Here is a 12,770-nt window from a genome sequence, read left to right as displayed (position 1 = left end):
ACGCCAAAAATCGTTTGGCGGGCTCACCGCCGTTCAAGTCCGCCCAACGGTCCCCACGCTAAATCAAGAGAATTGCCAAAAACCTGCTACTGGATGTTGTATCTCATTCGTCCCCACTTTGGCGAAAACATATAGTGATCCAAAACCAAAAGGATAATTGTAATCCTCTTGAAGCAACGTTTCGGGGTAGCCATCTTCATCTACCTGAAATAAAAAAGAGAATGACTCCTCCTTCAGCTTCGCAAAATAATAGTCTTCATTTTGAATAAGTCTCGGGTTTCCGCCTACTTTGATCAAAAAAGGCTGATCCATCGACTTTTCGTCATGGCTTAGTTCCCCGTTTGAAATTACATGCTTTATAAGACCCGGGTTAGTAAACATATCTTTGACGCTTTCAGTCGAAATGGGATGCTCAATCACCTTGATCGGGCAATTAGGATACATGTTGTTTTCCAAATACTCCTCATAGTCTTCAGGGATGAAGATCGAAATCATGCTCTCCGGTTTAAAGGGATGGACGAGGCTCAAGTAAAAGACATATTTTTGGTTACCTTCGTGAATGAGGTCTGGTTGATCATCAAAAAACTCGGGTGCATTCCCGCCGATCCAGCCTGCACTATGTTCGTTCGATAGAGGCGATCCCGCATAATAAAGAATACAATCTGTTCTCTCAACTAAAATATTCATTTGATTTTCATTAGGCATTTTACAACTCTCCCTCAAGAAACACGAATACCTTACTCTGCCGCTTCTGCCAGCCATGCTTGCATTGCCGGAGACTCCGCCTGATTCAAACGCAGGGCGATTTCGGTGTTGATCTCATCCGGCGGCATGACCTCGACAAGGACGCATACAGCCTCTCGCGGTTGATTCAAGGCAAACACGCCTTCATTATCGAGCATTTTCATCGCCAGCTCCATGGCCTTCAGCCTCGAATCAAATTCACGATTCCATTCGTCAGCTTCAAGCTCCGCAATAGAAGGACGCTTCATAAACAATTGTTTAACATCATCGAAGTTCTCATCTCTGAAACAACAATAGGGTGAATCGGCATAGGACCATTTGATGAGTTCCGCAATCGTTGATCCCGGCGTGTCGCTTTCGTCTCCTTGCCTGGCCGCTTCCCTCTCCAAGGCCTCCCATAACCAGGCGGAGATGCTTGGCGCATGTCCCTCTCCAGTAGTAAATAGCGTGCAGTAATAGTAACGTTCACCGTTTTCAAAAAGAGTGCGAAAGGATGTCCTAGCCACATCGGCGATTTCTGCCGCCAGCGCCTCTATTCCTTGCGTCGGTTTCACGACAATCGCCCCTTAGCCCTATAAAATATACATGTTATTTCCATTATAAAGATTGTTCATCCTAAATCTACCTACTATTCACCTGAATCCTGGAAATATGGGCGATTAGGGTTCTAATTCAAGGTGCATCTTGGCTTCCGCCTCATCCCATGGCACCGAGTAACCCGCCCCTTTGGCGCAAAAGATAGAGGAGGATGTATACAGTGGGTCTGCCTCTTTGCGGTAGCCCATCCGCTCTATGACTTCCTCCGTATTATGGCAGCGGTCGTAGCCGCTGAACACGCAGCGGATACTGCCTCGTCCATGCGTAAAGGATGCGAATTCGGCACTGTAGTTCATGAAAGTCGATACAGGCACCCTGCCCGTGACCACCGCTTGCGTTCCGGTTGTTTGCGGCGGATTAAAAGTACCTGAAGCACGCTGAATATCGGACAGCACCCTGCCCATTTCATCGATAGCGACCTTGATTTTAAAATCGTAAAAGGGCTCCAGCAGCACGTTGTCCGCCTTCTCCAGACCCTGCCGTAGTGCTCGAAAGGCAGCCTCACGAAAATCGCCGCCATGGGTATGTTCTTTATGCGCGCGTCCCCTCAGCAGCGTAATGTTCACGTCGGTGACCGGCATGCCGGTCAGCAGTCCGTGATGCTCCCGTTCATAGAGGTGATTCCGAATCAAATTCTGATAGCTGACATTCAGATCATCGGCATGACATCTGCTATCGAGCATGATGCCGTTGCCCCTTGCTCCCGGTTCAATCAGTAGATGCACTTCCGCATAATGCCTGAGCGGTTCGAAGTGGCCGTACCCTTTCACAGCCGATTGAATCGTTTCCTTATACAAGATTTCCGGTTGTCCAAAAGAGATAGCAAAGCCAAACCGCTCTCTAACAAGCTGCTCCAGCACTTCCAGTTGAATCAATCCCATGACGCGGATAGAAATCTCCTGCAATTTCTCATCCCAAATGACGTTCAGAGACGGCTCCTCCGCCTCTAGCGTGCGAAAAGCACCGAGCACCTTCTGTACATGTATCGAATTGTCGAATACTACCTTCGATTGTAACGTCGGCTCCGAATCGTAAGTTAACTTGTCTGATATCGACCCAAGGCCTTGCCCAGCTTCGGCGGCGGACAAGCCGGCAACCGCAAACAAATCGCCGGCTTCCACTTGTTCCACCGGCTGCGATTTAAGGCCGTTAAACAAGAAGATCCGCGTAACTTTTTCGTCATATTGAACGCCGCCGCTCTCGTAGCTAAGCTGTTCTCTCACCTTTAACCGACCGCCCAGCGCCTTAATGAACGTGAGTCTCGCTCCGCCTGCGCCTGCATCGTGCCGAATTTTATAAACCCGCCCTTGAAACGTAGCGTTCTCGTCATAAGTGGTTGTCGTCAGCAGATGCAGCTGATCCAGAAATTCAACGACGCCTGTATCCTGAAGCGCAGAGCCGTAAGCACAGGGGAAGAGAAGACCCGCCGCTATCATCCTCTGCAAGGCCTCCAGCCAGAAGCCGGAATCCTCTCTCCCCTCCAGGAATGCTTCTAGCAAGGCTTCGTCCCGCTCTGCCATGGCCTCCCGCAGCGGCTCGCCGACTATGCCGTCAGCGAAGCTCTGTGTAATGCAGCATACATCCCCCGTCAACTGCTGACGGATATCCTCCTCGGTTCTGCCTGCATCCGCGCCGATCCGATCCGTCTTGTTAATAAAGAAGAACGTCGGAATCCGATGCTTGCGCAGCAGCTGCCAGACCGTCTCCGTATGGCCCTGGACACCTTCAACTGCGCTTACAATCAGGACGGCATAATCAATGACCTGAATCGCCCGCTCCATCTCCGGGGAGAAATCGACGTGCCCAGGCGTGTCTATTATGTAATAGCTATCTCCCTTATATTCTATTACCGCCTGATCTGCGAAGACCGTAATACCCCTTGCCCGCTCAATATCGTGGCTGTCCAGAAACGCATCCTGATGATCCACCCGCCCCCGGGACCGGATACTGTTCGTATGGTACAGCAGCTGTTCCGCAAAAGTTGTCTTACCTGCATCCACATGGGCGAACAGGCCAATCGTTAGTCGCTTCATAGAATCCCACTTTCAACGCTTCTTGTTGATACTGCTCATTTTATTAAATCATAGAAATCGGGAGAGTGGGTAGGAGTTGGTTTTGAGTGAGGGTCTTTTTTCATAGATAGAGGATAAATATAACGAGCTACATTTCTATAACACTTTAACCTGCATTAGTAATGTAAAAGAAAGACGACAGTCAACGAAAAAGTCGAAGACTGCCGCTTTTTATAGTCCTGATAAATTTCGCAATTTCAAGTTTAGCCCTACTTATGGTACGGTTCTCCGTAATTGCCACACGCTTATTCCACAGCTTTTTGTACACACGGGCTCCTTGGAAGTTTGGAAAAACGCCGTGTACTTTTCTTTTTCAACTTTTGTGCCATCTACTTTATACGATCCCTACTTATGACATAAGCCTTTCTCATCAACTTATTTCTATGTAGGGACACCTGTCCTAGTAACGGCAAACACCCAGTTTATAGCGGGGTGAAAAAAATCCATTAGAGTGATGAAACTATTTGGGACGCTGGTCTGTCTAACATACATTACACAATAAACAATGAAAGTCGAGGTATAACCAGCAATGGGGGTGTATCAACTGAACAAAGAAAATGCGTCGTTAACCGAACAACAGTTTAGCGACCGGCTGATGGGATGCAAAGAACGAATGTACCGGATCGCATACTCATACGTCAAGAATCAACAGGACGCGCTTGAGATCATATCAGAGGCATCGTATAAGGCTTTTCTCTCATATAAGAAACTGGAAAGTCTGGACTATATAGAAACCTGGATTGCGAGGATTGTCATCAACTGTGCGATTGATCATTTAAGGCGGAAGAAGAAATATACGTATATAGAGGACAGCCAACAGTCGCTAACATCTGCTGATTCGAATGTAAGTTTGGAAGAAAAGATGGACTTGTACGAGGCCCTTGAAGTTTTGAAGCCTGAGGAAAGGTCCTTTATCATTCTAAAATTTTTTGAAGGCCAGCGATTCAAGGATATTGCTGAGGTGCTTTCACTTTCAGAAAATACTGTAAAAACCAAGTTTTATCGCATTCTCAATAAGCTCAAATTACAACTAACGGAGAAAGAAGGTTGAAGCGGATGTATGGTAAAGAAAAATATGATGAGATCGAAATACCGTCCAATCTTTCAGAAGTAATTCAGGATGCTCGCAAGCGTGCACATAAACTAAAATGGAATAAACGAGTGTGGCGCGGTTCTTCTTTGGTTGCGGCCTGCGCGGCTATAGTCATTACAGTTAATGTGCCAACCGTAGCTCTGGCGCTGTCTGATGTGCCGATCATCGGGTCTGTCGTGAAAACCCTACAAATAGGCAGCGGGGGACAATTCACAGATGGGGCAGTGGTAACAACCAAACAGGAAAGCGACTCGCTAAGCATTCATTTCAAGGTCGATGGCAATCAGCTTGCGTCTGCTCCAGCCTACACCGTAGAGCGACTTGCAGGTCCAGATCGGCTAGTTTTCACCTTTAACGGAGTACGTGAGCTTGATTATGCCAAAATCGAGAAGGATATTCGAGCTCTTAATTATGTGAAAGACGTATATCGTAATATTATTCTGGATGATTCGGCCGTCCGCTTTGTAATTGAGCTTAAGGAGAATGTGGATTATTCCGTATCAGAGTATAAAGATCCTGGCTACATCCAGCTTAAGCTGTTCTCTGCTGCAAACCGTTCGCAGCCGCGAGAGCTGTTCTTTGTGCGAAGTCAGGACATGGAAGAGGGGGAAGCACTGGCCATGCTGGCCGAACAGTTTGATGATAAAGGAAGCAGCATGGTTAAAACCCGCACCGGCAAGTTCGCTGTGGTAATGGGCAGCTTTGACAACCTGGCGCAAGCAGAAACGTGGTTACAGCAAATGAAACAGCAAAAAGAAGATGAGGTTGTAAGCCAGCTTTATGTAGATCATTGGATGAGTAATGCTAACCCAAAATAGTAGTTTGATCCCTACTCTACCTATAAAAGACCTACCCCCTCAAAACCCGTTGCTCTAGAATGCTTCAAAAAACAGTCGAGACATACATGGGAAAATTGAATTTTTGAAACCGTTAATCCGAAAATGATCGACGGTTTTTTTGTTCCCAGTCTGACCATAAAGTATACATCAGTATATTAAGCCAAAACCACTCCTGACATTCTGGCTAACCTGATAATACGAAAAGTTGTCTAATTTACTGTTGACAATCTATAAACGGTTTATCATTAATGAAATACCGCCCCCTAACTTTGATAAAACCTCTGCGGTTCAGCACCTACCAGTTGTTATTATCTTTAACGGGCGTAGTAACAATCTGAAAGTTCATTAATGCTCTGTTCTACACTCTTTACCAACTGCTCAAATCCCTTTTTATGTGCTAACAAACTTATATCGGCAAATATAGTCCCTAACACTAGGGGATACCCCTTACCTCTTATATTGTATATAAGAAGCTTATCATTATGCTTAGTTGAGGGGTACAATAAAGAAACTACTGGGCATTCCACTACTCTTGCTCCAGCTATTACCTGATAAATATCCTCATTTTTAGGCTGCTTTCTCCACACTTTATACTTTACATCAAGAAGAAACCTCGTTTTATTACCAACCATGACTCTGATATCAGGTGATGTCTTTAGTTGCGGCTTTTGAGGAAGTGCACCATTTTGCTCAACTAAATCTATAAAAGTTACAGATTTATCTGTAAAAGTATACTGATTAGCCTTGCATATCCGTTTCACAACTTGTTTCATAAGTTCTTCAAACACCACTGCTGAGTTCCACAAAAAACCTCTCAACCTATTTTCACCGTCTCCATGTTCCAAACTTTTATTAATTATGAGAAGCTTTGAGATGTAAAGTGCTTCATCTAAATAGCTATATTGAGGTGATAGGTAAAGATTGTTTACTCGCGTTACATCAAAATGAATAAGGTTACTCGCGGATATTTGATTTGCCAACTCCACAAGTTGATTTGATAAGCTTACGGAAGCAACGGATTTAGATAATTCTAATGCCGCCCATCTTAGTAGCTGATTAATCAAATAGTCCTCAGTGTACTCATCGAAAACACAAGGAATTAAGTGCGGTTGTGTAAAAAAATTTATAAACCTTCTTGTGTCATACTTCCCCTTAAAGTGTTGTGTTAACTCTCTTTCTTCTTCGTAAGATTTTGGTAATCCATTTTCGATTCCTTCCCTTAAAGAAATAAGAAACGTTTCCGCCATTAAATCTGATAAATAATAACCCGACTGTTTTGAAGATGTGAATGATTTATCGAACATATTCTGTTGATTGGTTATTATTAATGCTTTGGTAAGAGCAGCACGCCACTCATCACCATTATCCGTTGACTCTAGAAACTTTGGTTTAATTTCTATACTAAGATTACCTATACTAATAAATCCGGTTACACCTTTAGCATAAAATTGAATAAACCTTTTATTAATTTTAGAAATCTCAATAGGAAGACTTGAAAGTCCCAACTTATTCTTCCATTCAACCATAGATGTATTAATCTCAGCGAGTTTTTTTTCGGCTTCAACCTCACTAATAAACTCTAATAATTTCGGGTTTTTATCATATTCCTCTAGGACCAAATGAAACCTTTTTCTAGTGTCTCTCATCAGCCAAATACCTCAACACAGTGGCAAGCTCTTCAGTACCCAATTCTTTTAAGCTTTTCTTCAAAACAGAATCTGTCTCGACCCCATCTACGATTTTATAACGATATGGATAGAATGGTGACAAAGTAGCTTCCGCAATTGCTTCATTAATCTTAAGGAAATCTGCTAGTATATCTTGTCTATTACCAAACTTTTCAACCAATTGTGGCAATATCATTTTCTCCCAATTATTTGCCAATAAATTAAACCCTTCGATTTCACTGGTTGCCATTGATACCTTCGTTATATAAGATTGCCCCAGTTCGAAGTCCTCCCCAAGATTTTTGCTAACATAACCATTAACCCTAACTAACAGCTTGTAAGCAACGTCTTTTGAATTCCAATTTGCTGATGTTGTGGTTTCAAGTTGTACTTTATCAATCGCAAAAAGTTCTTCTAAATATTCATAGTCTGGTCCACAATTAATCTTTTCAAATCTTCTTGCTAAAGCCGAATCAAGAGGTGCAACAGCTCTATCAACCGAGTTCATGCTTGCCAATATATAAATAGAAGATGGAAAGTAATGAGGGAATGGTATCTCTTGGCTACTACCATCAATCATAGTAACTTCCTCTGTCTTATCTCCCCTCACTTGAAGTTCAGGTAATGGAACTGGTATTTTCATTGGATTTTCATCACCATGTTTATCCCAGCCTCTCTTATCTGAATCTAAAAAGGTTATTAATTGTCCAAAGATCTTTGAAACATTTCCCCTATTCAACTCATCAATAAAAATAATTGCCTTATCAAATGCCCCTGAATCTTTATTAACACTCAAAGCAACATCTAGGAGGATGCCGGCCTTTGGTTTGAGAGAAAATCCACCAGAAGGAGATGGTACAGGCAATTTACCTATAATAAAGTCCTCATAGCTAAAGTTCTGATGAAACGTAAGCCACTCTTTTCTTAAGTTACCTTTGAAAAATTCAAGAGGGTCACCTACGTACTTAAAAGGATTACTAAGGTTAGAATTATCTAACTCCAGTATATCCATCACCGGCTTATCGATATTTTCCCACAACCATTGCATAGCAAATGTTTTGCCCGTCCCCGGTGGTCCGTAAAGTAAAACGTTAGGATTATATTCCCACGATTTAAGTGCCTCCGAAATAATCATTGGTATTGCTTGTGGTACTTCACTTTTAAAATATCTTATTCCAGTGTTCCCACTAAAAATATTCTCAAGCCCTATACCCGCCTTCCAATCACTAGGTAAAGACGGAACATTAAAGTAACCTGCTGTATATTTTCCATCTAACGTCCTTATTATCACAATTACTAGGTCTGTCGTTATCCCTGTCCCTTTAACATCATCAGCACTTCTACACCCTGTTGGAACACTAGGGAACCCAGCCGTAGAAGTCCATGCAGGATGACGGTTTCTATGCTGATTTGCTATAGTATAATCATTTCGTCCAGACCTTGGGTCGAAAGTTATTGTTGATGTTTGTGTTGGATTACCTAAAGTCGATGCAACAATTTCAATTGTGTTTCTTCCTTTGTGGTCAGCAGGTTTCGGTGTGGTATGACCATATTTGAGAAATTCAACCAGTTGGGTGTCATCTATAGCTAGATTTATATAAGTTTGCCCCCCTCCACCTGTGACTATTCCAGGCGGTCTCTCAATATTCCACAAATCACCTGGGTTAATTTTTTTGTAAAAAATACCATCTACTATAAACGACATCGTTGTTCCTCCTCATTAAGATAATCATATTTTATCATAAAAGAGGAAAAAGGAACCATTCACCATGGTTCCTTTCCTTATTTTTTCACCCAAATAAGGTATTCATTAATTTCCTGACCTAAAGGACTGTTATTACTTCTAAATCGTTTATACTTTACTTCTTTTACATGCACCTTCCCAAAATCCTCAAAAAAGCTTACCAGTTGTTCTAAACTTAATAAACCATCTTCACTATAACTAATTAAAAAGTTTTTCGTATTTACATTCGTAAGGATTTTTTTAAAGGAATCCCGAATCCTCACCTTAGAACAAAAATCAGAGTATTGATCTCTCCAAGGACGTAACCCACTTAATCCTACAGCTTCTGGTTCATCACCGCGGGCAAGCGTTTCAAGGATATGATAATTTGCAGCATATTGTCTTTTCATATATGGCGGGTCAATATAACATAGGTCTACTTCAATATCTTTTGCTAAATCCTCTGCGTACCCTTTTAATACAGTATGATTTATTGATTGGAACTCAGAGAATAAATCGTATTCAAAATGAGCCTTCAATTTGAATTGATTTAATGATTTTCCAACAAACTTAGAATGAAAATGACCATAGGTCCCGGATATGTTTGCAATAGGATTAACACTTAATATTAGGTCGTGTTTCAAAAGTGCAATCTCAATTTCAGAGAGGAGTTCATCATTTTCCCATTCGTACAATGTTTCCCGTATTGCATCAATTTTCATTGCATTTTCACTAGTAAAGTATTTCCTAGATGGTGTTCCATTGAAAGGTACCCCCCCAGGAGAAAACTCCCTAAAAAAATAACCTTTCTTTGGTTGTAGGCTATTTAAATAAGATATTACTTTTTGGTAACCATCATCACCAGCTGATTCGTTAATTTTAATCTCTTTTTCTAACAATTTACCATAAACCGGAGGATTATTAATGAGTAGCTTCACCATAGCATGGTAATATGCATATGTCATAACATCCGCCGCTACAACTTCATAACCTTCACTCTTTAACCCAGATGATACGGTCGCAGTGCCACACATGAGGTCAGCCACTTTCCCCGTAGTTCCAATGATACTGCGAATCTCATCTATTAATACATCAATAAGTTTAGCCTTGTTTCCTATATATCTGTACATCGACTTTCCTTTCAAAGATGTTATTCTGCAATAATTCTCGGATATAATTCGTTTTTATTAACTATCTTCATTTGACTAATTAACCTTAGTTGCTGAGCCTCTTCAATAGTTTGTAAGACTTTTCGACAATCATCCACTGATAGACCAAATAATCCCGCAACTAGTCTATCAATTTCAATGTCTACTACAGAACTGTTGCTTAAATTATATTCCTTGACCAAACTACTAATCTCCAATGCATAAGATTGGTTTCTTATGTTACCTTGCAATAAAGGAATAGGAAACTGAGTTATTGTCTTTTGAGTTACATATGGATGCGAGCGCCATTCTGTCTCACCAAATTTTTTTAGGTAATAATAGAGCATTACACGAGAATTTAAAACTCCAAGTAGGTATTCCAACATGAAGCTCTGGTTGTATGTGTCATCTTTAAGACTGAAATGAAAAACAGTTTGTGACGTTGTAAACCCTTGCGAATCTATTGCTGCATTTATACCTATGCCTGTCTTCCGAAACAGTATCTTTTTCTTGCTGAAAATTGTAGGAGACTTATAGTTTATGCCTTCATACCCAAGTTTTATATATCTCCGTGTTTGAACCTTATACCTAGAAACATCCTCCCCAACAATAAACGGAACCCAGTGTCCTGTAATCTTGGGTCTTGAAGAAACTATGCACTCTTTTCTTGCACTTTCATAATTAAATGTTTCCTTACAATGTGTACACTTTACAGACTCTATCTTCGTTCTTGGCGCAGGTTGCCACAAATGACAACTTGAACATTGAATAATATTTCCTTTCTTAGACAATTCAACTCCACGACCGCTTTCTAGAATAGTGGCCCAGTTAATAATCCCTTCTTCCATTTTTAGTACTATTTCAAAATCCGATTCCTTTACATCAATATCAAATCTAAATTCACTATCAGCAATAAATCTAGTTTGCGCAATGGTATATGCACACTTTTGCTCTGCTTCCTTAAGCGATATTTTTCCGCTAAAAATCTCTTCTCTTAATAAATGATTCAAGCGGAATACCTTTATTAAGTTATTCTCTTCATTTGTTTTATTGCTCAGTATCAGAACAACACATCCCCTATAAACACCAGGGAAAAACCCTTCACCTAATCTGGCAATATATTTTATGGTTGTGTTTTGGAGCAATAGACTTCTTAAAGATTTATGTTCAGGCAAAAAAATAGAATCTGGAAGTATTAAGGCTATTATTCCACCCTCTTCAACTATTTCAAGGCTGCGTTCAACAAATAATTCATAGCTATCATACTGACCTGAAGCTAACGTAAAGCCATAGTCATTCAACAGTTTTTCACGAGAATGATTCAGAATGGCTCCCCATGGAGGATTTGCAATTAATCCATTAATCTTCTTATTTTTAAAAATAGCTGTACTCATATAATGAGCTCTATTAGGGTCCTGCGCTTTACCTAAGGGGACAAGAAAATCAGCGTGTATAATTTTCGCTGACCGCTTAGAATACTTATAGGGCTCTTTTAAATTTTCTTTAGACGCGGCTACTGCAGTCTTATCAATATCAATTCCATACGTAACAATCTTATTATTCTGATTCTCAAGAGTAAACTTGTACTTCCTAGAGTTAAGCATTAACTGTTCGTATTTATGATATATCGCCTTCTCAAGGCTACTTAGTAAAGAACCATCTCCACATGCAGGGTCTAATACTTTCCATTGCAGGAGCTTTTGAATTAAATAAAGATACTTATCCCGTTCACTATAAGAAATACAATCATTTTCCCAGCCACTGACTGCATATTCAACCATTAACTCTGCAGTATAATCTGCTAATTTCGCAGGTGTATAAAAGGCACCTAATTGTTGCTTTATTGTATCTTTATATGCACCTACGCTCATAATTATTACTCTCCTCCAAAATAACTCATTATTACTCAATTATATTATAACAAACATGCGTTCTTAATTGTACAAATTTTCGACAATCATTTTATAAACCTTTATAAAAGGTAAACTGCAACTAGAATCAAAAATGTACACTTCTAATTAGTGCAGCGATAATAAACATGCCAAAATGAAGATGTGTCTGAAGATGAGCCAGAAACGCCAACGGTTTAATGAGACGTTCAAATGTGAAGCAGTCAAATATGTTCAAGAGCAGACGAAGCCTTTGTGGCAGATCGTCGAGGAACTGAACATTCATTCCGTAGAAGTCTTCTATTAAAGACCTCTTATCGTAGTACTAGCTCTGCTTTAAACCGCCCACGTAGGTTACATTTCTTCGTGTAGTGATTTGTGAAGTAGTGAAATATTAATTTCATAGCACTAAGATTAACTCATATGTTGGAAAATACAAAGTCCCCAGCCACTTCACCAGGAGGGGGAGAAGGCAGTATAAGCTTCTTACACTCTCTTTGTGAATCTTAGATTTTATCATCCATCTAGTCTAAAAAAAATCCATTTAAAATACCTTCAAGTGCAATATTAAACTCTTTAAACTGGAATTTCTTCATTAAAGAACTCATACGTTCAAATGCATGATCTGCATCTGACCAATCATCAATTTCAATATTTTTAAATCTCAATCTTTTGAATCTGCCATTCATACTTGTCAATACACTCACCATGACTTTAAAGAACTCGCTACTATTACTTTTAGCTATGTGATTCAATAAATTCAATCTTAATGCCCTTTGTATTGGACCAACCTCAAGAATTAACAGCAGTCTCTTTTCCTCGGCTGCAAAGAAATATGATATAGGGTAAGGTGATCTATGTGTTTATTAACTTAGGCAAAGAATTCTTAAAAGCATCGGGTAGAAACCAAAATTTAGTTGTTTTAAATTTTATCAGTATAACTTTATCCCAAATATGACCTATCTCGTCGTTGACAACATTACTATTCTTCTGATGTT

The 12,770-nt window shown here is 40.5% G+C and carries 11 protein-coding genes; 3 read left to right on the top strand and 8 right to left on the bottom strand.

The annotated features are described in order from the left end of the window. Positions 1 to 63: 63 nt before the first annotated feature. The 3 genes from G9G53_RS04080 to G9G53_RS04070 all read right to left on the bottom strand — a co-directional run bounded on the left by G9G53_RS04080 (position 64) and on the right by G9G53_RS04070 (position 3,374). A complete protein-coding gene (locus tag G9G53_RS04080) occupies positions 64 to 705 on the bottom strand; it encodes a hypothetical protein (protein ID WP_165145493.1) in 642 nt (213 codons plus the stop codon). A gap of 32 nt (positions 706 to 737) precedes the next feature. Next, positions 738 to 1,298, bottom strand: a complete 561-nt coding sequence (locus G9G53_RS04075; protein ID WP_165145490.1) for a DUF4303 domain-containing protein — start codon at positions 1,296 to 1,298, stop codon at positions 738 to 740. Positions 1,299 to 1,403: 105 nt separating this feature from the next. Further along, positions 1,404 to 3,374 carry an elongation factor G gene (locus tag G9G53_RS04070; protein WP_165145487.1) on the bottom strand — a complete coding sequence of 657 codons (1,971 nt, stop codon included), beginning with the start codon at positions 3,372 to 3,374 and terminating at the stop codon, positions 1,404 to 1,406. Positions 3,375 to 3,942: 568 nt separating this feature from the next. Here G9G53_RS04070 and G9G53_RS04065 point away from each other — a divergent pair. Both G9G53_RS04065 and G9G53_RS04060 read left to right on the top strand, forming a co-directional pair. Continuing rightward, positions 3,943 to 4,464 carry a sigma-70 family RNA polymerase sigma factor gene (locus tag G9G53_RS04065; protein ID WP_165145484.1) on the top strand — a complete coding sequence of 174 codons (522 nt, stop codon included), beginning with the start codon at positions 3,943 to 3,945 and terminating at the stop codon, positions 4,462 to 4,464. 5 nt (positions 4,465 to 4,469) lie between these two features. Next, complete coding sequence (locus tag G9G53_RS04060) at positions 4,470 to 5,324, top strand: hypothetical protein (RefSeq protein WP_165146371.1); 855 nt, start codon at positions 4,470 to 4,472, stop codon at positions 5,322 to 5,324. A gap of 335 nt (positions 5,325 to 5,659) precedes the next feature. On the opposite strand, the gene G9G53_RS04055 is transcribed toward G9G53_RS04060, so the two are convergent. The 4 genes from G9G53_RS04055 to G9G53_RS04040 form a co-directional block, all read right to left on the bottom strand. Beyond that, positions 5,660 to 6,991: a 5-methylcytosine restriction system specificity protein McrC gene (locus G9G53_RS04055; RefSeq protein WP_165145481.1), complete on the bottom strand. Its 1,332-nt coding sequence runs from the start codon at positions 6,989 to 6,991 to the stop codon at positions 5,660 to 5,662. After that, positions 6,978 to 8,717 carry an AAA family ATPase gene (locus G9G53_RS04050; protein WP_165145478.1) on the bottom strand — a complete coding sequence of 580 codons (1,740 nt, stop codon included), beginning with the start codon at positions 8,715 to 8,717 and terminating at the stop codon, positions 6,978 to 6,980. The genes G9G53_RS04055 and G9G53_RS04050 overlap by 14 nt, the downstream gene beginning before the upstream one ends. Positions 8,718 to 8,794: 77 nt before the next feature. Further along, positions 8,795 to 9,880 carry a DNA adenine methylase gene (locus G9G53_RS04045; RefSeq protein ID WP_202984578.1) on the bottom strand — a complete coding sequence of 362 codons (1,086 nt, stop codon included), beginning with the start codon at positions 9,878 to 9,880 and terminating at the stop codon, positions 8,795 to 8,797. 5 nt (positions 9,881 to 9,885) lie between these two features. After that, entirely contained in the window at positions 9,886 to 11,754 is a 1,869-nt protein-coding gene (locus G9G53_RS04040; protein WP_165145474.1) for a TaqI-like C-terminal specificity domain-containing protein, read from the bottom strand. Positions 11,755 to 11,947: 193 nt separating this feature from the next. Here G9G53_RS04040 and G9G53_RS26705 point away from each other — a divergent pair, with 193 nt between their 5' ends. Then, the gene (locus G9G53_RS26705) at positions 11,948 to 12,079 is read left to right on the top strand and encodes a hypothetical protein (RefSeq protein WP_274386333.1); all 132 of its coding nucleotides are present in this window, start codon (positions 11,948 to 11,950) and stop codon (positions 12,077 to 12,079) included. 217 nt (positions 12,080 to 12,296) lie between these two features. Here G9G53_RS26705 and G9G53_RS04035 read toward each other — a convergent pair whose 3' ends face one another. Then, positions 12,297 to 12,536, bottom strand: coding sequence for a hypothetical protein (locus tag G9G53_RS04035; protein WP_165145469.1), 240 nt, complete (start codon positions 12,534 to 12,536; stop codon positions 12,297 to 12,299). Positions 12,537 to 12,770: the final 234 nt, after the last annotated feature.

The sequence above is a fragment of the Paenibacillus sp. EKM206P genome, from assembly GCF_011066155.1.
Classification (GTDB): domain Bacteria; phylum Bacillota; class Bacilli; order Paenibacillales; family Paenibacillaceae; genus Paenibacillus; species Paenibacillus polymyxa_D.
Note: the sequence above shows the minus strand (reverse complement) of the source record. Positions and strands in the feature narration are given on the sequence as shown.